The following is a 22,207-nucleotide window of genomic DNA, read 5'->3' on the forward strand; positions in this document are numbered from 1 at the left end:
TTCTTATCCAAATCGTTACAATTTGCCGTCGACAGCATAAAGTAGGACACGTGAGTTCACACAAGAAGAGCGCGAAAAACTATATTGGGCGTATTCGCCATGCCGCTAATCCGCCATACCCTCCTAAGATTCGTCGCGCTTTGACCAGCGCACTGGTTTTTTTACTATCGTTCTCGTTAACTGCGGGTCTTTTGATTTACATAGACCTCTCAGGCAGGTTAAACAATCTGGGAACCGCCTCTTTACTGGGTCGTACCCCTCCAGATTCCTACGATGGGCGACCCATTAATATTTTGATAATTGGGTCTGATTCGCGTTCGGGCAAAGGCAACCAAACTTTAACCAATAATGAGGACCCCACTGAACGTTCCGACACCACCATGGTTATGCATATTTCTAAGGATCGGTCCCAGGTAAATGTGGTTTCTATTCCCCGAGATCTGATAGTGGATATTCCCGCCTGCCAACATCGAGATGGCAGCAAATCGAAACCCCAAAGAGCTCAATTTAACTGGGCGTATTCTATTGGTTCTGCAGGTAGTAACGACCGCTCCTCGGCGGTGGTATGTACCTGGAGAACGGTGGAAAAACTTTCAGGGATGCGCATTGATGAATCCATCGTGGTGGATTTCAATGGTTTTTCATCGATGATCGACGCCCTAGGGGGAATTAACATTTACGTCCCCACCAAAATAGATGACAAAGCCAACTCCGGATTAGTCCTAGAGCCCGGGTGTAAACATTTCAATGGGAAAGAGGCCTTAGCCTACGCTCGGGTGCGCCACGGCGTTAAAGGATCTGACGGTTCTGATATCCAACGTATTCAGCGCCAACAGGCAGTAATGGGAATTATGACGCGCGCTGCCTTGCAAAAAAATATTCTTACTTCCCTAAATCAGCTCTATGGTTTCGTAGGTAATGGTTTAGGCGCTTTGACCATCTCCGAGGGGTTGTCATCAGTTTCCAAGTTGAGCGGGTTGGGCTGGTCCTTACAATCGATTAAGCCGGATAAGCTGCGGTTCGTCACCCTACCTGTCTATGAGGCACCTTTTGACCATAATCGGCTATTACTTTCCGAAGATAAAGCCGAACCGATTTGGGATGCCTTCATTAATGACACTCCCTTACCTCCCGGGGCTGAAGTTCGAGATGGGAACAGCAAGGTTTATACCATTCCCGAAGACCCCAATCCTTCCTCGTCGCCCTCTCCCGCGACAAGTGCCTCTGGGTCCTCTACCCCAACTGCGACTTCTTCTACTTCTGAGTCTGTGTCCCAAGACCTGAGACCAGCAGCAGACCTGAGACAAAGCGGATCGCTTAACTCCGAGCTCAGCGCCGAGGAACTAGCTGAACTGCAACGTAAATGCGAAGCGAGAAACTAAAGCGCCAATCCGGTTAACAGTTAGGAAGCAGTAACTTGAGTGAGCAAAACCCACCGGAGTCCTTCCCGCCCCCCAAAAGGCGGCGCCCTCGGCCTAGTCAGACAGTTCCGCCTTCCTATGCTCCGGCGCTAAAGCGGCATCGCTCCCCCGCTACTGTCAATCACACCGATATAGAACCTAAGGGAATAGCACAACGTTCCCAGGGTGCTCATTCCTCTTCTGGGGCTCGCCCCTCACGTCCGGCTATCTCCCGACGCCTCAAAGATCAAGACACTAGCGGGGCTTCTTCCGGTTCCGCGGCACAAGAAATTCCGATCCAGCCGCGCAGTGAGTCGCGTTTTGCGGGGCGCGTGGCGCCTACCCGCACCCGGGTGATGCTAGCAGATCGTCTCCCAGCAGATCGTCTCTCGGTGGACTCTGAAACGCGCCAAAGCCGGCCGGATGAGCCCCAGCTGGAGCCAATCCCGCCTGCCCGTCCTGCCCGAATACATCGGCCCCGCTTCCGGGGACGCCGACTTCTTAAACCCGCCCTCACTCTGTTCCTAATTTTTGTTATCGCTTGGCCGCTATATCTGTGGTATTTAGTAGATTCCCAGCTGAACCGAGTCGATGCTCTCTCAGCTCTCCCTGCAGGCGAGGGCGAAACTTGGCTGATCGCCGGCTCTGACCAGCGTTCCGACGGCAACGATGGAGGAATCCAACAGCCTTGGGTGCAGGGAGCCCGCGCCGATAGCATCATGTTGCTGCGCAAGGTTAACGGGGTGGCAGAGTTGGTATCCCTTCCTAGAGATACCGCAGTCAATATTCCGGGACACGGCCTCAATAAACTCAACGCCGCCTACGCTCTTGGCGGACCTAAGCTGCTGGTAAGAACCGTAGAAGGAGTAAGTGGAGTCAAAGTAGACCACTATGTCGAGGTAACCATGGGAGCCGTAACCCAACTAGTCGATGCCGCAGGAGGAGTGGAACTCTGCCTGGACTACGATGTTGACGATGCCGATTCTGCTTTGAAATGGAAGAGTGGCTGCCATCAAGCCGATGGCGCGACCGCCTTGGCATTTGCGCGGATGCGACATCAAGATCCGCGCGGAGATATTGGACGGGCAGAGCGGCAACGTCAAGTAGTTTCTAAGCTGTCACAAACTCTGGCGACCCCCTCGACTTTTCTCAATCCGTTTAAGCAGCGCGATCTGGCAAACTCGGGAGCAGCCAACCTTACCTGTGATTCCGATTCGGGAGCCTGGGCGCTAGGAAAAATGGTATTCGCCTATCGCAGTGCCGCCAGCAATAACCTATCCGGGGTGCCTCCCATCGCGAAAATGGCCTATTACCGCGGAGGACATGGGGCAATGGTGTTGCTCGATGAGCAAAAGACTCCCAGTTTCTGGGCCGCGTTCCAAAAAGGCACCTTGCAACCTAGCCAGTATCACCAGTTCCAGTAGTTTCCTGTCGGGACGAGCGAGAAGGAAATATCGACCTAGGTAGTAGGAAGACGAAAAGCGTGATGGGGGACAGGCAGCGAGGTTCCTTGCCCCGCCCCTAAATTTGTGCGCGTAGCGACGCTCTAAAAGTTGCCGTTCGCTTAAACGCCCGCGATCTTATCTGGTCCGGCCTGCCAGGCACTCCAAGCTGACTCCAGGATTTCTTTGATTCCGTTTTCGGCTTTCCAATCCAAATCAACCCGAATCCTGGTGGTGTCCCCGATCAGCTGCGCCGGATCACCGGGGCGACGCGGATCTTCGTCCACCTTGAAATCAATCCCGGTTACTTCCCGAATACCATCGATTATTTCGCGAACTGAAGTTCCTTGCCCAGTACCCACGTTGAAAACATGATGCTCCATCTCCTGGCCAGAGGCAACATAATCTAAGGCATGCAAGTGGGCATCGGCGAGGTCGCGCACATGAATATAATCACGAATACAGGTGCCGTCCGCAGTGTCGTAATCGGTACCGAAAATCTTGGGGTTTTTCCCTTTGGATAGGCGCTCCAGCACCATCGGAATCAGGTTGAGGCGAGCGGGATCGCCCAGTTCGTCCCAACCGGATCCCGCTACGTTGAAGTATCGCAGTCCGATCCAGCGCAGGCCCCAGGCGCGTTCACAATCTGCCATCATCCATTCGCCAATCAACTTGGTTTCCCCGTAGGGGTTAATGGGTTTACCGGCAAGTTCTTCGGGGACTACCGGCACATCCGGCTGACCGTATACTGCGGCCGAGGAGGAGAAAATCATTTGCCGGGTACCGGCATCGCGCATGGCAGACATGACATTGGCTAATCCTCCTACGTTCTGCTGGTAGTACCACATCGGCTTTTCCACCGATTCACCCACCTGCTTGCGCGCCGCGAAGTGAATAACTGCCGTTACGTCCTCGTCGATGAGAGTTTGAAAAATTTTCTTGCGCGCCCCGGAGGCAGCCACATCTAGTTGTACCAGTTTTGCGTCGCCGATCCGATCCGCAGTTCCATAGGATAGATCATCTATGACCACTACTTTTTCACCGCGTTGGGCGAGTAGTCTTACTACGTGAGCACCGATATAACCGGCGCCTCCTACAACTAAAACACTCATACGAACAGCGTACCCCAGAAGGTCTACCTGGTTATCGTTAACCAATCTGTAGTTGCACATTTTAGACAGGTTTTAGGGGACTTTCCGACTTCAAAGTTTGTTAAAAATAGGTTAGAATGGGCTAAGGAGTATTTAGGTGTTCCCGAGTTGGACGGGAGGTGACCGGGGTGCGCGATGCCACGTCTATACGTCGCATAGGTTTACAGGTAGCGCTGGCCGTAGTAGCAATATTCCTTGCCCTGGGCGCACTGGTTATTGCTCCCACCACCTCCATTGCAGGAGCCGTAAAGCCCACCTACCAAATCACGCTAACACCGGTAAATCCCCAGCCCACTACCAGTACTCCTACTTCAGATTATGATCCGGTAATGCCAGGTCCTTCTCCTACTCCTACCTTTAACGGTCCGCGGATCATCCTTTCTTTGCGTCCGGTGCAACCGGGTCCTTCTCCGGTTCCAACTTTTAACCAGAGCACCTCCCCCTCCGACACGGTACAGCCGGTGGGAGTCGCTGAGGATTTACGACGTGCCTCTGCCTCCGGCTCCTTTGCCTGCGGGCTGCGCACTGATGGAACCGCCCGCTGCTGGGGAATCAACGACTCTGGGCAACTTGGGGTACCCATCACCCGACAACCAGCAATATTACCGCAGACGGTAGCTAACCAGCCGGTGAAATTCACACAAATCTCAACCGGCCGCGATTACACTTGCGGCTTGGGCACTGACAAGTTTGTTTATTGCTGGGGGGATAACGCCTTCGGGCAACTGGGACAGGTTAAATCTCGAACTCAGCTGTCGGGATCTTTCAATCCTCTAAGGGTAGCCGCCCTGCCAGCAGATACCGCCCAAATTGCTACTGGAGGGCGCCATGCTTGCGCCCTTTCTAACTCTGGAGTGCTTACCTGCTGGGGAGCCAATGAAATGGCCCAAGTTGGTAACAGCACTAACATCGGGAATCAACTAAAACCGGTAGCGGTAATGACAGATGTTAAAGAGGTCGCCACCGGTAATGACCATACCTGTGCCTTGAAACAAGACGGCATGGTGTATTGTTGGGGCGTAAAAGCAGGCTGGGACGATTGGAATAACCGGCTGGCGCTAAGCTATCAACTGCGACCGGCACCAGTTTCAAATATGAAGTTTATTTCTTTGCGTGCCGCCGGGGATCGCAGCTGCGCAATTGCTGAAGATCAGCGGCTTTATTGTTGGGGAATCAATACTGACGGTCAGGCAGGTAAGCCCGGAAACATGTCCACCAAGGGCCAAATGCTGCAGCCGGAACTGATCAGTTCCCTACCTCAGGTAAGCCAGGTTTATCTCGGCTACTACGGGGGCTGCGCGATTACTCCCGCAGGTAGCACCTACTGTTGGGGGCGCAATGACTTCGGGCAATTGGGTCCGGGGATTGCTTTGACTAAACGAGTGGCCGCCAATAACACCCAAAATATTGGGGCAGCTCCCACCCTCAGTGGTTTAGATGCCCGGCTGGCTGCCAATACCCGTTCCACCCTAGTTATGGGCAACACCTTTACCTGCATGCTTGATAAACAGAACAATATGTACTGCCTGGGCAACTGGGCACAAGGTCAACTGGCTGATGGACGGCGCAGCGATCGGCTTTCAAACGCGCGAACGGCCCAAATAACTCCGGTATATTCTCGTCTCTAACTAAGAACCGTGGGAAAACTCTACTCCTATCTGCGGGCCCCCGGACGCCTCACCCGAATCATTAAGTTCTGTCTGGTAGGCGGGATGAACTACCTGGTAGATGTGTCAGTTTTTAATCTGCTAATGCTCGGTTGGCTTTCTTCCCATCCCCTGACCTCCAAGATTTTAGCCGCAGCGGTAGCGACTGTATTTTCTTGGGTAGTAAATCGGTATTGGACCTTCCGCAACCAACGCACCGATAACCGCTTGCAAGAATTTATGGGTTTCGCGGTGGTTAACGTACTGGGGATGCTGCCTGCAGTTATTTGCTTAGGGATTAGCCACTACCTGTTGGGATTCACCTCGCTCCTGGCTGACAATATCTCCGCCAATGTGATCGGACTGGTATTGGGAACTATTTTGCGTTTTCTCCTCTACGAACACACTATTTTCACTGGCACTAAACAGTAGGTCCTGCAAGTAGCTGCCCAACGGACAACCTTGGGAAAAATTGGCGGGAAGAGATTGATCTGCTTGCACCAAGGGGGTAACAAATTATTTCTCGACGTCGAGATGCCCTATTTTATCTGGAGTTTTATTGCTATCGCTGAAAATTAGCACTAGCAGATGGCACCTCAAAGAGTTAGGGTTAAAGCATAAGTCTACTTGGCTTGGCCGGCCGCGCGCGGTCGGTAAGAATATTTCTCACTGAAGGAGAATCACATGGCAGAATGCTGCTGCAAGAAACCCGTTACCGTAACCGTTACTGGTGCCGCCGGTAATATCGGCTACGCCCTACTGTTCCGGATTGCCTCGGGTGCGATGCTGGGACCCGATCAGCCGGTGAAGTTAAACCTGCTGGAAATTCCGCAAGCAGTTAAGGCGGCGGAAGGTACCGCAATGGAGCTAAACGACTCCGCTTTCCCGCTGCTAGCGGGCGTGGATATTTATGATGACCCCAACCAGGCTTTCGAGGGCTGCTCCTACGGCTTGTTGGTGGGAGCTCGTCCCCGCAGTAAAGGTATGGAACGAGCAGATCTGCTAGCCGCCAATGGTGGGATTTTCGGCCCCCAAGGCAAGGCTATTAACGATCACGCGGCCGATGATATTCGGGTACTGGTAGTGGGCAACCCCGCTAACACCAACGCCTATATCGCTGCCAAGTCGGCTCCAGATGTTCCGGCAGAACGCTTTACCGCGATGATGCGTCTGGATCACAACCGCGCTATCTCCCAGTTGGCAGAAAAGACGGGAGCTGCGGTCAAAGACATCAAGAAGATGATCGTGTGGGGTAACCACTCCGCCGACCAGTATCCCGATATCACTTTCGCCACCGTTGACGGCAAGCCGGCTCCGGAACTGGTTGATGCGGCTTGGCTCGACGACTACTTCGTACCCACCGTAGCCAAGCGGGGCGCGGCCATTATCGAAGCGCGGGGCGCTTCTTCGGCGGCTTCGGCGGCTTCGGCGGCTATCGACCATATGCACACTTGGGCACTGGGCACTCCCGAGGGCGACTGGTCTACTTTCGCCGGTCCCTCCCACGGGGAATACGGGGTTCCGGAAGGCCTCGTCTACGGTATGCCAGTCATCTGCAAAGATGGACAGTACCAGGTAGTAGAAGGGCTAGAACTACCTGAAAAGACCAAGCAGCACATCGTAGCAAATGCAAAGGCAGCTGAAGAGGAAATCGCCACCGTGAAGGAACTGGGAATTCTCTAAGCTGTTTCGCTTCTCCGCCCCTAGGGGTTGGGTAAAAGCATAAAGATTGGGGGGTTGGGCAAATAGCCCAACCCCCCAAAATTATTTTCAAGACAACTGATTGAGAAAATCAATAACCGCCCAGCGCAGCGCCCTAGATTTTTTCCATGGGCGCTAGGCGCAGCAGTAAGCGTTTGGTGACTCCCCCGGCGAACTCCACTTTCGCGCTCTTCGAACGCCCGCGACCTTCAATCGCGATCACCGTGCCTTCCCCGAACTTGTCGTGACGTACCCGATCGCCAGTGCCTACCTCGGTGGCTTTACCGATAGAAGCATTAGCATCCGTGCGCGCACCCAGCTGCGTGCCAAGACGTTTCACCTTCCCGGTTTCCCGCCGCTCCACCTGGTCCGTGCGACCGGAACCAAAGGCCGGACCCCCGGCCTCGTCCTCACGGTAGCGCCTAGATACCTGCTGTTTGCGATAGCTGCTTGCGCGGCTGCCAAATCTGGAGCCCGCTGCGCCCGCGCGAGAGCTATTACCCCAGCTGCGCCCGGCAGCCCATAGGGAATCTTGATCAGAAAAATCAAACTGTCCATTACTTTTACTTAACTGCTCTGGTTGATCCATCAAGTCGGTCGGCACTTCTAACAGGAAGGGAGAAAGTGGCTGCCAGCGAGTTTCCCCCCACATCTGCCGATTATGAGCCGCAGTCAAATATACTTTTTTCTTCGCGCGGGTAATCGCCACATAGGCCAGGCGCCGCTCCTCCGCCATTTCTCCAGCCTCACCCAAGGCACGCGAATGGGGGAAGGTTCCTTCTTCCAGGCCGGTAACAAAGACTACCGGGAATTCTAGGCCCTTCGCCATATGCACAGTCATTAAAGTAACCTGCCCGCGCTGGTCACCCGGGAGTTGATCCGCATCTGCCACTAGGGCGACCCGCTCTAAGAAATCCACCAGAGTACCTTCGGGTTCCTCTTCGCTAAACTGGGAAGCCACGTTATAAAACTCGGAAAGGTTATCCAAGCGCACCCCATCTTGGGGATCTTTAGAGCCCTCCAAAGATTTCAAATATCCCGATTCGGTCAGGACTGTCTGCAAAATATCCTTTAATGGTGCGCCTTGCACATAGGCCTCGCGGGCGGCAACTAAACAATCCCAGAACTGGGCAATATTGGTGCGTGCCCGCGGAGCCAGCCCGCTCACCTCGGCATTTGCGGGCGTCGCTTCACTGACACCGGAAAGGTTGGAATCAGCTGCGGCACCCGGGCGCTGCTCCCCCAGCTCTTGCATCCACACTAGAGCTGCCGCGCGCCCGAGGGACACCTCATAAGTATTGGCAGCCGCCTGCAGAGCCTCCTGCGCCTTGTTCCCCAGGGAACGCTTGGGAGTGTTGATCACCCGGGTAAAAGACACGGTGTCATCGGGGTTTACTACCAGTTGCAGATAGGCGATCGCGTCTTTGATTTCTTTGCGTTCATAGAACTTGGTACCACCGATAATCCGGTAGGGAATCCCCGCATGGGTCAAAGTTTCTTCCAGGAGGCGGGAGTGGGCATTTATTCGGTAAAAAACGGCGATATCACCGTAAGTGTAACCCCCACTTACCAGCTTATTTATCTCTTCCACCACGGCTAGCGCTTCATCGCGGTCCCCGGAAGATATCCGTACCCCTACTTTTTCGCCCTCGCCAGAATCTGTCCACAGCTTTTTCTTGTGTCGGCTCTGGTTATGCGAAATGACCGCATTGGCTGCCGCCAAAATATTTCCGCTGGACCGGTAGTTCTGTTCCAGGTAGATAGTGCGCGCTCCCGGGAAATCTTTCTCGAATTCCTCAATATTGCGCACGGTAGCGCCCCGGAAAGCGTAGATAGATTGGTCAGAGTCCCCAACTACTGTAAGTTCCGCCGGGTTAACCGGTTCACCCTGTACCTGTTCTGGATGATTAATTGCCGCGCCTGCTACCCCAGATAACAGTTTTACCAGCACATACTGCGCGTGGTTAGTGTCCTGGTATTCATCAACCAGGACGTGGCGAAAGCGGTGACAGAAACTGGATTGCACCAGGGGATTACTTTGAAACAACTGCACCGTGCGCATAATCAGATCATCGAAATCTAGAGCGTTAGCGGCGCTCAGGCGACGCTGGTATATCGGGTATACCTTGGCCACTACCTCCGCATCTGGCCCGGGGCCGGCACTAGCGAGATAGGTATCCGGATCAATCAAAGAGTTCTTCAAATCCGAAATTCGCCCTTGAATTTTCTTAGCTGGAAACCGCTTAGGGTCTAGCTGTGACTCTTTTAGAATCATAGAAACTAGGCGAGTTGCATCGGCCTGGTCGTAAATCGTGAAAGAGGACTTAAGGTTAGCGGCCTGAGCGTAGCGGCGCAATATTCTCACGCAGGCGGAGTGGAACGTAGATACCCACATTTGACTGGCTTGCGCACCTATCAGTGAACTAACCCGCTCCCGCATTTCTGCAGCCGCTTTATTGGTAAAAGTAATCGCCAAAATTTGCGAGGGATACGCACGGCCGGTAGCCAAAAGGTAGGCAATGCGGCGAGTCAAAACCCGGGTTTTACCGGAACCGGCTCCTGCCATCACCAACAACGGGGTACCCTGATGTTCTACCGCTTGTCGCTGGGGATCATTCAGACCCGAAACAATATCCTCCGGAGTCGAGGGTGCCGAGGCCTCAGCATCATCTGGGAAAGAGAAAACTCCCCCGGGGAGGATACTTTCAGGCGCGGGAGTATCGGCAGAAAAAAGAGCGTTAAAATCGATCATTAAACCTGGTTATTAGGAATTATTTTCTGGAAAGTAGGCCGGCTCGCCGCAATACTTGCCGTTGTTCTTCTTCGGTTGCATTCCAACCGACCGCGAGATATTTCAAAGCCAAGGAATCAATGCAGAATGCGGCCACTGAAATGCCGGAATCAGTTTCGTAAGCTACCGCAACTATCCGAATATCTTCCAAAGACACCACGTCTAACGCATTCACCGGCTGGGAGGTAAAGGGAATAATCCCTAATAGTTCGGAAGCGAAATCAAACATGGAACGCACAGTTCCCTGCCCATTTTGGTCGGGTGCCACCGCCAGCATTACCCGGGACTGTTCAGTGTGTTCGGGAGCGGAATAGAATGCTCGTTCTACCGCTGCCGGCAGCGTCTTACCGAAAGCCTTTTTCCCTAAAGGCTCCGTGAAACTGCGGCCCCCATCGGCAGAGGCATAGGCGTTGAAAGTTAATCCCTGATCGGTTTCCTCGACACAGCCCATCACTAGTTTCCCGTCGGCAAGCTCAGTAATACTTGCCTGCACAACCTTTTCACCAGCGAATTTACCTGCCCACCAGGAGATTCCTTGGTCATCGGAACAAACTGCAACCGCGCCCCGTTTCCCGTCAGCTTCGGTTGCTACCGCTACATAGGCGAGCCGGCCGGTCCAAATCCCGTGACGCAGCTGTACCCCATGACCGTGGGCGGTGCGCCGTGACACCCAGCTTTGATCGCCATCAACTAGGCTGGTCAAATCGCGGTACCGCCAGGTATCGCCCTCATCGTCACTTAAAGCTACCGCAATATGGTTTTTGGAGTCATCGTCATCAGTGCGGGTAGTAACTGCGATGAACACCCGGCCAGTCACCTGAGAAATAATTATCTGGGGATCAGTGAAAGCCTGACCAGAATCGGTGTAGGTTTCCGGATCAAAGAGGACGCGCGGTTCTTCCCAACTAATTCCGTGATCATTGCTGCGGGTATACCACACCTGGGCCTGTCCCCCCGCCGGGCGCTTTTCAAAAGCTAAAATCAGTTTCCGCCCGGGGGTGCGGTCAATCGCGGGTGCCCCGTAGCTTTCTTCACCATTAGATGCACAAATATCGGCAGTCTTCACCCCCTGTACCGGAAGCTTCCGGTCAGGTTCCACTACTGGTTCTACCGGGGGTTCCGGGGACTCTGCTTCCACGGACGCGGCGGGGGAAGCAGCTGGTTCCGGCTCAGGCTTTGAATTTGCGGCATCCACCTCTGGAACAGCAGTTTTTGTCTGCGCAGCAGCGGCAGGTTCGGATTGCTCAGCGGTCTCGGCTGCGGCAGCCTCTGCGGGGGTCGCAGTTTTTTCTTTCGCCGGGCTAGCCGCGGCAGAATCAGCACTAGCGTCCTGGTCTTGGCTATCCGCTAGCGTGGGATCTTCTAAAATCACCACCCCGGATGATTCGTAAACTTTACGCTCACCCTCGGTTTTATCCGCTTCTTTATCAGCACTTTCCAAGGCTAAAGGCAGGTGGGAGTCGCGCTCGTTATCACGGGCAGAAGACCCCAGAAAGAGTCTTTTCAAGCGTTGCCAAAACCCAGCCACGTACCTTCTCCTTTATGCCTCAGCTCTTAAGCGAGCCTGGCTAATTCCTCTTCTATAATCTCAGGTTCTAGCTTCTGAAACACGGGTTTGGGTTTAGAAACCGACCTTCCGACTTGAATTTCATGCCTTCCCCACCTCGGAACCTCGCTGTAATCGCCCGTAATAATGGGGTAGGTGAAATCTGAACCGTCTTCTCTAGTTTGGTCTAAATCTTTAACTTCTTCAATACGAGGCATCGGGGCAATTTCCCCCGCTCCCCCGAAAACGCGGTCAACGGCATTAGCCGAGGACGGCAAAAACGGTGAAAACATCAGATTCAAGTCCGCGATCACCTGCGCCAACACCCATAAAATAGTGTGGAGCCGTTCCTGAGTTTCCGGAGTTTTCAACTTGAAAGGCTGGGTAGTGGCCACATATTGATTAGCTAGTGACACTAGATGCATAACCTGCTGTAGTGCTGCTTTTTGCCGATGAGTTTCAATAAGTTCCCCCACCTCAGCAAAGCCCGCTTCTACCTGGTCTAATAACCGCTGATCTTCAGGTTGTAACTGCCCGGGCTGAGGAATGGAACCAACCCGCTTATGAATCATGGAGGCCACCCGGTTAACCAGGTTCCCCCAAGCGGCTACCAGTTCATCATTAGTACGGCGTACAAACTCTGCCCAAGTGAAATCAGCATCCTGATTTTCCGGTCCAGCTGCGGAAATGAAATAGCGTAAGGCGTCAGCCTGGTAACGCGAAAGCATGTCCCGTACATAAATCACCACAGATTTAGAGGTAGAGAACTTCTTTCCTTCCATGGTCAAAAACTCTGAAGAGACCACTTCGGTGGGCAGGTTGAGCCGTCCCATTTCTCCGGGCTCACCGCCCTTATCGCCCTCACCGTTGTATCCGAGCAGCTCGGCCGGCCATACCTGGGAGTGGAAAACGATATTGTCTTTACCCATAAAGTAGTAGGAACGAGCCTGAGGATCATTCCACCATACCCGCCAGCGTTCTGGCTGGCCGATACGCCGCGCCCACTCAATACTGGCAGATAGATATCCCACCACTGCATCGAACCACACGTAGAGGCGTTTGCTGGGTTGATCTTCCCAACCGGGAACCGGAATCCCCCAGTCAATATCGCGAGTCATAGCACGCGGTTTGATTTCCGCCAGGATGTTCTTGGAAAAACGGATTACGTTAGGTCGCCAAGTCCCGGAGGCCTCGCGTTCATCTAGCCATTTCCCGAGGGCGTCCGCGAGAGCGGGCAAATCTAGGAAGTAGTGAGAGGTTTCTTCAAACTTGGGGGTTTCGCCATTGATTTTCGAAACCGGGTCAATCAAGTCAATGGGGTCTAGCTGCTTGCCGCAGTTGTCACATTGATCTCCGCGTGCGCCGCTGGCACCGCACAGCGGGCAAGTGCCTTCGATGTAGCGATCAGGTAGCGCCCGACCATTAGAGGGACTGATAGCGGCCATTGTCCGCTTTTCAATCAGGTATCCGTTCTCGCGCACCTGCGCAAACATGGCTTTGGTGACTGCAATATGGTTACCGGTAGTGGTCCGGGTAAACAGATCATAGGACAGCCCCAGGTTCACCAGATCTTCCACGATGAGTCGGTTGTTACGATCGGCGAGTTCTTGGGGGGAGATCCCCTCGGCTTCGGCCTGCACCAAAATCGGGGTGCCGTGTTCATCGGTTCCCGAAACCATCAACACCTCGTAGCCTGCCATCCGCATATAGCGGCTGAAAACATCGGAGGGGACGCCAAAACCGGCTACGTGCCCAATATGGCGCGGACCGTTGGCGTAGGGCCAAGCAACAGCGGATAAAACATGAGTCATACCTCTATCCTAATGCCCCGCTGCCGGGAGCAAAATATACCTTAAGACCTGGTTATTTTCGCTCGGCTAATGCCCGGTTATAAAGCGTCTTAGCACTAAGTCCGCATTGTGCCGCCACCGCCTTAGCGGCGTCCTTTAGTCTTTCCCCTTCTGCGACCCGGCCCAGGACGAGCTTTACTGCTTCCTCCTCTTCCAGGGGAGCCTGCGGAGAAGCTCCGGCCACCACCAGCACGATTTCTCCGCGTACCTCTTTAGCTTTTTCTTTAAGCTCCCTCAGGGTTCCGCGCCAGACTTCCTCGTGCATCTTGGTGAGTTCGCGGCAAACTGCGCCGAATCGAGAAGCCCCAAAAACCTGGGCCAGTGCCCCTAAGCTGGCCGCTAGGCGGCGGGGAGATTCCAAGAAAATCATGGTGCGCTCCTCGCCGGAAAGCTCCTCTAAACGCCGCATTAGGGCCGCTTGTTTGCGGGGCAGGAACCCTTCGAAGCAAAAACGATCCGTAGGCAGTCCGGAAAGGGCGAGGGCGAGCAAGGGCGCCGAGGGACCGGGCAGGACTGTCAGCGGGATCCCCCGTTTAATCGCCGCCTGCACGATCACATATCCCGGGTCAGAGACCGTAGGCATCCCCGCGTCAGATACCAGCAGAACCCGCTGACCTTGCTCGGCCTGCGAAACTATTTGCTCGGCTTTATCGGCTTCGTTATGTTCGTGACAAGAAACTAGAGGGGCACGTCTAGTTACCCCGAGGCGTTCGCGCAGTAACCCGGTGCGACGAGTGTCTTCAGCCGCAATCAAATCTGCCTGTTTGAAGGCGCTAACTAGGCGGGGGGTGGCATCGGCAAGATTACCAATCGGAGTAGCTGCTAAAGCTATGGTGCCTGCATCCCAGGAAAACTGTTCCACTCTCACAATTATGCCCTATCCGGCTAATATCGAGTACATGCAAGCAATGCCTGGACGTCCCGCTCCGCCCCCGCCGGCAGCGGCACGACAAATTTTGACGAAAAGCGACAGGCGGAAAACTAAACGCCGTCGCCCACGTCTGCACGCGCCTCTATGGACTTCTATTACCCCACTACCTCGACTCTACCTGCGTGGATGGCGCGGGCAGCGGGCTAGGGAGGCAATCGAGAACCGCCGCGCCTGGCTAGTTACCGTTATCGTCTGCGTGATCGCAGCGATCGCCCGCCTGGTACGTCTGGGTTCCACCCGCAAGCTAATTTTCGATGAAACCTACTATGTGAAGGATGCCTATTCCCTGTGGCGTTTTGGTTATGAAACTAACTGGCCTAAAGGTGTGGACGCTAAGTTCGCGGCGGGTGATTTTGCGGGGGCAACGGCCGACCCGGCATTTGTAGTCCATCCTCCCCTGGGTAAATGGATCATTGGGCTGGGCATGAAGATATTTGGCTGGTCAAACCCCTTTGGTTGGCGCATAGCTACCGCTATTTGCGGGATTATTTTGGTCTACCTGACCTGCCGTCTGGCTTGGGCATTGTTCAACTCCTGGATCCTGACTGGGATTGCCGGGATGTTTATCGCCACCGATGGAGTGGCAATTTCTCTTTCTCGCGTGGGACTCCTGGACGGGATCCTTGCCGTATTTTGCCTGGCGGGGGTGCTCTGCGTGGTTTACGACCAGTTGCGGGTGCGGCAGAAACTGACTCGCTGCCTGCTAGGAGCAGAGCTAGGCAATGACCTGGCAGGAGTGCGCTGGTGGCTGGTGGCGGCCGGAATCTGGCTAGGGTGTGCCTGCGCGGTGAAATGGTCGGGGCTTTACCTGCTAGCTGTATGCGGGATTTTCGTGTTCTTGCGGGATCTGACCCTACGTCTTTCGGCGCTGCGGATATCTCCGCGCTCCCTCAGTAAGCAATACCCCGGGGTAAAGGGCAAACAACGCGCCTGGCTGGGAGCGATTGCAAGAGGAGGACTGCCCGCTTTTGCGCAACTGGTGTTAGTAGCCTTCGGGGTATATTTGCTGAACTGGTGGAACTGGTTTAGCCATTCTCGCGCTTGGGGTCATGGAAAGACCGCGGCCGCCGCCGGGCATTCTTCCTGGCTAGACCCGATTTCTGATTACGTCACCTATATGAGTGAAGTAATGACCTTCCATACGGGAGTAACCAGTAAGCATCCTTACCAGTCTTATCCTTGGCAATGGCTGATCAATCAGCGTCCTACCTCGATGTTGTTCGAAAAACCGCATGGTGATAATGGAGATTTCACGGTAGAAGCCATGTCTTCACTGGGTAACCCGATGCTATGGTGGGTGGGGGTAATCGCCCTGGCAGTGATTATTTACTGTACTTTTGTGCGCCGCGATTGGCGGGCGGGAGTAATCTTGGTCGGCTACCTAGGGCTGTGGGCTCCCTGGATGCTTTACTGGTACCGCACCATTTTCATGTTCTATATGGTGGTGCTAACCCCGTTCCTAGCCTTAGCGGTTACCTACCTGATTGGGCTTTTACTGGGGCTGCTGCGCCCTCTGCCCGAGCCCCTGCTAGCTTGCCGAGATCGGCTGGTTCCCCCACTTTACCGGACCCCTGATATCGCGGTTTCAATGGGAATCTCCCTGGTGATTGTGATTTTATTGGTCGCGATCTTCTTCTACCCGGTAGTAAGCGGAATGCCGATTCCCTATTCTCACTGGAGCTGGCGGATGTGGTTTAGTTCCTGGATTTAGCGCGCTTGTCGTCTTCTTTTAGATAGGCGAGAAGGAAAACGTAGCTAGGGCAAGATAGAGAGGGCAATGCCGTCTAAAATATCAGTTTCGGAAGTCAAAATTTCTTTCAAGCCGGACCCGTCTGCTTCGATTTCCCCGTTGATGCGTTCAATAATCCGCGACCACACTAACGCGCCTGCTCCGATAACATCTGCCCGCCCGGTGGGCATATAACCGAGAGCAGCACGTACCGCTACCGGCTGATTCATCATCCAGTTGCACGAACGCAGCATTTGCGCAGGCGTGATCCGCGAGCCGTGAATTTTTTCGGGCTGATACTCTTCTAAACCGAGGGCGTGGGCGGTGATAGTAGTAACCGTGCCGGCCACCCCAATCAAGGTACGCGCCCGGTCCAAGCCCAGTTTCTTATCGGCCTCATCAATCAGTTCATCAATCGCAAAAGAGGCCTTTATTAGGGCTTTTGCGATACCGGGTGTTTGCTGCGGATCCAGGGAGCCATCCCCTTTCTTTGCCGCCGAAATCACCGGAGCCAGGTAGCGCTCAAAAATCCGTACCGACCCCATATTGGTGGAAATGGTGTCTATTACCCTCCCGCGCTGCCCGAGAACAAACTCGGTAGAGCCTCCGCCGATATCGACTACCAGCACCGGTTCGTCCTCGTCTTTAAAGGAGGAAGTGGCACCCTTAAACGATAGGGTGGCTTCTTCCTCTCCCGAGATCACTTCCGGGGTTACCCCTAGGCGTTCTTTAATACCGTTGAAAAATTCGTCCCGATTTTTGGCGTCCCGGCTAGCCGAGGTGGCAACGAAACGAATTTTATCCACCCCATATTTGGAGATTATCTGCGCATACTCTTCGGCCGCCGCAAAGCAGCGCTCCAGGGCAGCGGGGGCAAACTGCCCGGTCTTATCGATGCCCTCCCCCAGGCGCACAATCCGCATTTCCCGCGTGCGCACGTTTAGGGGCGCGCCGACTTCTTCCCGGTCAGCAATGATTAAACGAATCGAGTTGGTGCCACAATCAATACCTGCAACTAAAGCCATACCCCCTATTTTTCCACGGAATCGGTATTGGAAACTAATAGAAAGGACTAAAGATCAGGGGCCGCAGCTAACCGCAGCCTTATTCGCAGTGGCAGTGTTGGCTGTCCCATAGCCCGCTGGCAGCCAGGTCGGCTAGCGCTAAGTCACCGATGGGATTAACCCCTTTACGGGCGGCGAGGGCGTGTCCGACCAGGGCGTGCAGGCATTTGACCCGCTGGGGCATTCCGCCAGCACTCACTCCCGCAATTTCGGGCACCTCTCCGATTCCAACCTGTTGCCCCACGTATCCGCGAGCGGCAATATAGGCCAGGTGGGCGCGTTGATATCCGGCAGCTAGGGTTTTATCTTCAGATAGTAACTGCTGGTAATCAGCCATTTTACCGGAGGCTTCTACGGTAGACAGAGCGCGCACTAGCGAGGGAAGGGTCAAATAGAAAGTGGTGGGAAACGGGGAGCCATCCTCTAGACGGGGGGCGGTCACCACCACCGCTGGGCGGCCGCATACACAGCGCGCGGCTACTCCCACTACCCCGCGGGGGATCCTCCCTAACTGTAAAGATAGAGTTTGCAGATCGGCGGGGGTGGCTTCGTTAAGTTCAAAAGTCACTTCTTTTTCGCCTTTTCTTTTTGCGGGGTGGCTCCCGGTGCCGGTTCCGGGAGGGTTTGCGCAGAAGCATCCGTAGCTCCCCCACGCTTGCCTGCCATTTTAACCGAGTGGGTAACCGCTAAATACCAGGGACGCTCCGGAAGCTTTTCTAGGCGCGCTTCCCGGCGAGCCTGATAGTCCTTGCCGGGATCCACCACCGCATAGCGGGTTTCCCCCGGTTTTACGTAACCGAGCCGCTCGCGCGCCTGCTGGGTTAAATAGTCCGAGTTGTTCCACAACTCTAGTTCCCGGTGTAGATCCCGGTTTTCTTGCTTAGCTGTCACTAGTTGCGCGTGTACTTTGTTGCGTTCTTCCAGCTGACTTACCAAATCGAAAAGCGGAGATCCCACCAACAGTAGAAAAATGGAGGCTACCACCAAGATGGTGCCTACGGTTACCGAAAAGCGCGAACCTACCTTGACACGCCGGTTAGCCGCTTTAAGGACCGGGGAACGTCCCCGATTACGCCGCGCGGTGCGCACCAAAGGAGAAACCGACCGAAAAGCAGAGCTCTGCTTCCGGGTATTCTCTCTTTGCACACTTTTTGGCGGTTGCGGCGACTTCACGGCTTCATTATTCCATTGTTATCAGCGATTGGCAGTCAGGCATCCGGAGAGTAGCTGTTATTGGCTTCCAGCTACCATCCAGAGCGGTTAGCGATTTCCTTTCCCGCAAGGGGTAACGGGATCCACTCCGGGAGCTACTGCAACCCACTCGTGTTTTTGGATAGGTTCCCCCACGCTCCGACAAACCTGTTTGCGTGCCTCCGCAAGAGAATGCGGATACAAAGTTGCCACTCCTTTGTCTCCCCCGATTAGATACCCGGCGGGAGTATCGGCGATAGCGTAAGGGATCTGATCCATCTGCACCGAAAGGTAAGGATCGGGGTTTAGCGGATTGAGATTCCAAACCCATAGTTTTTTATCCGAAGAAATCCCGAACAGATATTCTTCATCCAAAGAAACATCCAATTCGTTGACCGAGGCTTGCAAACCCCGCAACTGGGTCACTAGGCGCGGCTTCTTCGGGTTTTGGACATCATTGACTGTGATCCTGCCTCCGGTCTCCCCCACATACAGGTATCCGCGTTTAGCGTCATAGTGGAAGGCAGACGCTAGGGATTCAGTTTTTATAGTCCCTATCCGTTTAGGGTGGGCATCGAGGGTAAAGATCGCCACCGAAGCATCTTCAGCGGCAGTCGCCATCAGTCCCCTGTCACCTAAAATCCGCATTATGTAATGCTGCCCCGGTAGTTCCCCGTACTGTTTCCAGCCGTGACCATCCCATTTCAGCAGGTAAACCCCGAGTTCATCGGCCTTGGATACCGCGGCGGTCTTATGGTCACTGGAGAGGCGAATTTCGCCTAGAAACTCATCCCCAATCTTGGAAACGATAGGATTGCCGGCTCCTTCTTTAGTCAGTGGCCAGGTGATTAACTCTCCGGTTTGAGTTCCGGTAACTAAAAATTCTCCGTCTTCGGCGATTTCGGTTCGCGTTGCAGATTTCAATCCCGCGGGCATAACCGGATCCTTCATCAGGCGTAAACCATCTTTTTCAGTTTTAAACAACGCCGGAGTCTTTAGGCGCCGGGAAACAAACACCCAGTTCTTTCGATCAGTGTGGGAATCAATCAGGTAGCCGTCCTCGTTAACTAAAGGAAGCACAGATTGCGGCCAATGTCGCAGCTGCCCGTCAACACTTCCGGTAATAATCCGGTTCCCCACTTTGGTGGCGGCAGTGATGATTTCCCGACCCGGCAGGGAAGTGAGTTTGCGACCTGCGCGATCCCAAATCGTGGTGGTGGTATCCGAGCAGCCCACAATGATCTGATCCTGGTCGTATTCCAGGGTATTCACGAAGGAAAAGAACCCACCAAGGCTACTCAAGGCAGCATTGTTGCCCCGAGCTTGCCAGCGGCGAACCTCTCTGCTGGTCAGCGCCGCCCCTAGCTCTTGGCCATCGGGAGAAAACTTTACGTCTAGAGCGGATCCTTCCCCCAGGTCAAGTAGTTTTTTATTATTCCCGTTAAGGTCGGAAAGATAGAGTTTGCCGGGCTGCCCCCCGTAGGCTATCTGGCTTTGATCCGGGGAAATAGCTAGGGCAGTCACCGAAGTGGGGGTATCAAGCTGGAACGAGGACGCCGGGTTAGGTTTATCGATCTGATCCAGCTCCCAAAGGCTGGCTTTCCCATTCAGGAATCCAAATCCTAAATACCGATCAGTTAACGCTACCGAATAGGCCACGTTATCTGCCCCGTATTCTCCTATCCGGCGGGGCTTCCCAGTGACATCCCACAGGGAAGCAGTTTTTTGCCCTCCCACCGCCAGTAGAATTCTACCCGCGGTTTTATGCACAGCTAGGGTAAAGAGCTGGCCAGAACTAGGCGAAAAAGTCTCGGGTTTTTCTTTGATGTTCCCACCTCGCCACAGGCTGACCACTCCTTTAGAATCAGCGCGGGCAATCATTTTGCCGTCCCTAGTGCCGGCTACGCGCACCGTACCGCCCTCACCCAAAATGCGTTCGGGAATCGGAACCGAGGTAGTTTCGATCAGCGCTGACCGCGCCTCCCGGGTATTAGCGATATTCAGCCCCGCCAACGCAAATTGTGCAGCTAGGTTAGTATCCGAATTGCGCACCTCTCGCGAAATCAACGCCATTTGCCGGGATTCTGCCTCCTTCTTGGAGGCAGTTGCCTGCTTTTGGTAGTGATACGCCTGGAAGAATCCGGCAATCGTAGCTACCAAGAGCACTCCGGCCACCGTCGCGATAACGGTAACTACCCGGTTCCGACGGCGTAAATCTCCGATTCGCTTTTGTTGTTCTTCTTCCTGGCGATTTGCTTCCCGTCTGCAGGCTGCTAAGAATTCCTCTTCCTGCTTAGTAAAGGCTACTTGACCAGTTATTTCCCGATTTTGCCAAGCTAAATAGAGGGAGGGACGTAAAGCCTCCGCGGATTTTTCGGATTCTGCCCACAGCTGGGCGGCGATTTGAATCTGTCGCACCAGCCCGAGTTCGATCCGGGATTCTTCAATCCACCGTCTCAGAGTTCCCCAACTAGAAAGCAAGGCATCATGGCTGATCTGCGTGTGATTCCCATCGATTACGACCAAGCGTTCCCGGCTGAGACTTTCCAGTATTTCCAAATATTCTTCGGGAATATCGCTAAGCGCTATTACGCGCCGCGTCACTTGATGCTCGCCCACTGCCACCATAGAAAGCAGCAAAGAACGCAGTTTTCCCCGCTCGGAAGCCGCGAGCTTTTGGTAAAACTGGTCGGCTAGTTTTTCCAAGCTACCCGCCAATCCGCCGACTTTCAGGTAGTCACTAACGGTCAATAGGGAGTTATTCGTGGACTTCCAAACCATCAACAGCAGGTTAGATAATTGGGGAAGTACGCTGGCGTCCTCGGCAGTAGATTCCTCAATCTGAGAAAGCAGTAGTTCTTTGAGCTCCGGGGTGATCTTTCGCCCCGCATCAAGGGCGGGACGGGAAATAATTTCTCCATATTCGACGGCACTGGGCGCCGTCACGATCAGCGGATTTGATAGGGCGCGGGAAAAGCGAGAATCATGCAATAGTGCTTCCAGAGCATCCGAACGTACCCCCAATACCACGACCTGCTTTTTTGCCAGCTCGCAGAGGGCGTCCAAGGCGGTAGTAACTTTATCCGGGTTCGCAATTAGGAAGTCCTCTAACTGATCCACAATCAGTAAAGATTTCGCCCATTGGGTTCTGCCATTGGGTTCTAAGAGTTGGGCAAGTTGCTTTATCACCTCTCCCACCGACAAAGAGAGGGGTCGATATTGACTAAGCCGCCCGGATGACTGACAGGATTTACCCACTAAACCCGCCGAGAGCAGTGAGGTTTTGCCCGAACCGGAGGCGCCTAGCACTATTACCAGTTTAGAGTGCTTACCTTGAGCAGCGATGACGGCGTTTTCTAGTTCTGCCAGCAGCCTTTCGCGACCGTAAAACACGCTTTCGGTCTGGGCACTATAAGGCAATAATCCCTGGTAAGGGCAGCCGATCCACCCCTGTTTAGAACGCGAAAGAGTTTCTAAGGTGCGCTGCCAGAAAGATTCATTGTCCTCGGAGGTTAGTAGGCCCAGTTCATCGAGCAGTTGCATAAATTTCTCGCGTAGCGCGAGGGTGGGCAGATGCGCACCCTGTAACCACCCCTGCAGGGTGCTAGGTGCGAGGTCAAGACGTTTGGCGAGGTCACGAATAGAGTAGCCTTTTTCACCCGCCGACACTTTCGTCTGACGAGCCTGATTTAGAATAGCTGCCAATTCTTGAGCGGAATATATTTCTAGCATCACGACACTTGAGATGGGATTAATCTGTTTCTT

At 54.1% G+C, this 22,207-nt stretch carries 15 protein-coding genes; 6 read left to right on the top strand and 9 right to left on the bottom strand.

Features of this window, described 5'->3' with window-relative positions:
* The first annotated feature begins 50 nt into the window (after positions 1-50).
* Positions 51-1,382 carry an LCP family protein gene (locus AC1EKS_RS03420; RefSeq protein WP_481008844.1) on the top strand — a complete coding sequence of 444 codons (1,332 nt, stop codon included), beginning with the start codon at positions 51-53 and terminating at the stop codon, positions 1,380-1,382.
* Between the two features lie 35 nt (positions 1,383-1,417).
* Positions 1,418-2,824 carry an LCP family protein gene (locus AC1EKS_RS03425; RefSeq protein WP_481008845.1) on the top strand — a complete coding sequence of 469 codons (1,407 nt, stop codon included), beginning with the start codon at positions 1,418-1,420 and terminating at the stop codon, positions 2,822-2,824.
* Between the two features lie 140 nt (positions 2,825-2,964).
* Here AC1EKS_RS03425 and galE read toward each other — a convergent pair whose 3' ends face one another.
* Complete coding sequence (galE, locus tag AC1EKS_RS03430) at positions 2,965-3,954, bottom strand: UDP-glucose 4-epimerase GalE (RefSeq protein WP_481008846.1); 990 nt, start codon at positions 3,952-3,954, stop codon at positions 2,965-2,967.
* A 167-nt stretch (positions 3,955-4,121) separates the two neighbouring features.
* Between galE and AC1EKS_RS03435 the strand changes: the two genes are divergently transcribed.
* The 3 genes from AC1EKS_RS03435 to AC1EKS_RS03445 all read left to right on the top strand — a co-directional run bounded on the left by AC1EKS_RS03435 (position 4,122) and on the right by AC1EKS_RS03445 (position 7,322).
* Positions 4,122-5,621, top strand: coding sequence for an RCC1 domain-containing protein (locus AC1EKS_RS03435; protein WP_481008847.1), 1,500 nt, complete (start codon positions 4,122-4,124; stop codon positions 5,619-5,621).
* Between the two features lie 9 nt (positions 5,622-5,630).
* Complete coding sequence (locus AC1EKS_RS03440; RefSeq protein ID WP_481008848.1) at positions 5,631-6,071, top strand: GtrA family protein; 441 nt, start codon at positions 5,631-5,633, stop codon at positions 6,069-6,071.
* 252 nt (positions 6,072-6,323) lie between these two features.
* Positions 6,324-7,322, top strand: coding sequence for a malate dehydrogenase (locus AC1EKS_RS03445; RefSeq protein WP_481008849.1), 999 nt, complete (start codon positions 6,324-6,326; stop codon positions 7,320-7,322).
* A gap of 133 nt (positions 7,323-7,455) precedes the next feature.
* Here the strand turns inward: AC1EKS_RS03445 and AC1EKS_RS03450 are convergent, their stop codons facing one another.
* From AC1EKS_RS03450 to rsmI, 4 genes are read right to left on the bottom strand one after another with little or no spacing between them, the layout of a single operon-like run.
* Positions 7,456-10,092 (bottom strand): ATP-dependent helicase, encoded by a 2,637-nt coding sequence (locus AC1EKS_RS03450; protein ID WP_481008850.1) that lies wholly within the window; start codon positions 10,090-10,092, stop codon positions 7,456-7,458.
* 19 nt (positions 10,093-10,111) lie between these two features.
* Positions 10,112-11,659: a sialidase family protein gene (locus AC1EKS_RS03455; protein WP_481008851.1), complete on the bottom strand. Its 1,548-nt coding sequence runs from the start codon at positions 11,657-11,659 to the stop codon at positions 10,112-10,114.
* A gap of 26 nt (positions 11,660-11,685) precedes the next feature.
* Positions 11,686-13,488, bottom strand: coding sequence for a methionine--tRNA ligase (metG, locus tag AC1EKS_RS03460; RefSeq protein WP_481008852.1), 1,803 nt, complete (start codon positions 13,486-13,488; stop codon positions 11,686-11,688).
* Between the two features lie 52 nt (positions 13,489-13,540).
* Positions 13,541-14,395, bottom strand: coding sequence for a 16S rRNA (cytidine(1402)-2'-O)-methyltransferase (gene rsmI / locus AC1EKS_RS03465; protein ID WP_481010203.1), 855 nt, complete (start codon positions 14,393-14,395; stop codon positions 13,541-13,543).
* A 31-nt stretch (positions 14,396-14,426) separates the two neighbouring features.
* Between rsmI and AC1EKS_RS03470 the strand changes: the two genes are divergently transcribed.
* The gene (locus tag AC1EKS_RS03470) at positions 14,427-16,169 is read left to right on the top strand and encodes a dolichyl-phosphate-mannose--protein mannosyltransferase (RefSeq protein ID WP_481008854.1); all 1,743 of its coding nucleotides are present in this window, start codon (positions 14,427-14,429) and stop codon (positions 16,167-16,169) included.
* A 44-nt stretch (positions 16,170-16,213) separates the two neighbouring features.
* On the opposite strand, the gene AC1EKS_RS03475 is transcribed toward AC1EKS_RS03470, so the two are convergent.
* The 4 genes from AC1EKS_RS03475 to AC1EKS_RS03490 all read right to left on the bottom strand — a co-directional run bounded on the left by AC1EKS_RS03475 (position 16,214) and on the right by AC1EKS_RS03490 (position 22,174).
* Positions 16,214-17,212 (bottom strand): Ppx/GppA phosphatase family protein, encoded by a 999-nt coding sequence (locus AC1EKS_RS03475; RefSeq protein ID WP_481008855.1) that lies wholly within the window; start codon positions 17,210-17,212, stop codon positions 16,214-16,216.
* A 79-nt stretch (positions 17,213-17,291) separates the two neighbouring features.
* A complete protein-coding gene (locus AC1EKS_RS03480; RefSeq protein WP_481008856.1) occupies positions 17,292-17,819 on the bottom strand; it encodes a DUF501 domain-containing protein in 528 nt (175 codons plus the stop codon).
* Positions 17,816-18,424: an FtsB family cell division protein gene (locus tag AC1EKS_RS03485; protein ID WP_481008857.1), complete on the bottom strand. Its 609-nt coding sequence runs from the start codon at positions 18,422-18,424 to the stop codon at positions 17,816-17,818. Before AC1EKS_RS03485 ends, AC1EKS_RS03480 begins: the two co-directional genes overlap by 4 nt.
* A gap of 87 nt (positions 18,425-18,511) precedes the next feature.
* Entirely contained in the window at positions 18,512-22,174 is a 3,663-nt protein-coding gene (locus AC1EKS_RS03490) for an nSTAND1 domain-containing NTPase (RefSeq protein WP_481008858.1), read from the bottom strand.
* Positions 22,175-22,207: the final 33 nt, after the last annotated feature.

This window comes from Varibaculum sp. C0165D1, assembly GCF_056590355.1.

What these genes read in the sequence shown, in the direction of transcription:
- galE (WP_481008846.1), bottom strand. Translation starts at nt 3,954, where the DNA reads ATGAGTGTTTTAGTTGTAGGAGGCGCCGGTTATATCGGTGCTCACGTA.
- AC1EKS_RS03445 (WP_481008849.1), top strand. Translation starts at nt 6,324, where the DNA reads ATGGCAGAATGCTGCTGCAAGAAACCCGTTACCGTAACCGTTACTGGT.
- AC1EKS_RS03450 (WP_481008850.1), bottom strand. Translation starts at nt 10,092, where the DNA reads ATGATCGATTTTAACGCTCTTTTTTCTGCCGATACTCCCGCGCCTGAA.
- metG (WP_481008852.1), bottom strand. Translation starts at nt 13,488, where the DNA reads ATGACTCATGTTTTATCCGCTGTTGCTTGGCCCTACGCCAACGGTCCG.
- AC1EKS_RS03470 (WP_481008854.1), top strand. Translation starts at nt 14,427, where the DNA reads ATGCAAGCAATGCCTGGACGTCCCGCTCCGCCCCCGCCGGCAGCGGCA.
- AC1EKS_RS03475 (WP_481008855.1), bottom strand. Translation starts at nt 17,212, where the DNA reads ATGGCTTTAGTTGCAGGTATTGATTGTGGCACCAACTCGATTCGTTTA.
- AC1EKS_RS03490 (WP_481008858.1), bottom strand. Translation starts at nt 22,174, where the DNA reads ATGCTAGAAATATATTCCGCTCAAGAATTGGCAGCTATTCTAAATCAG.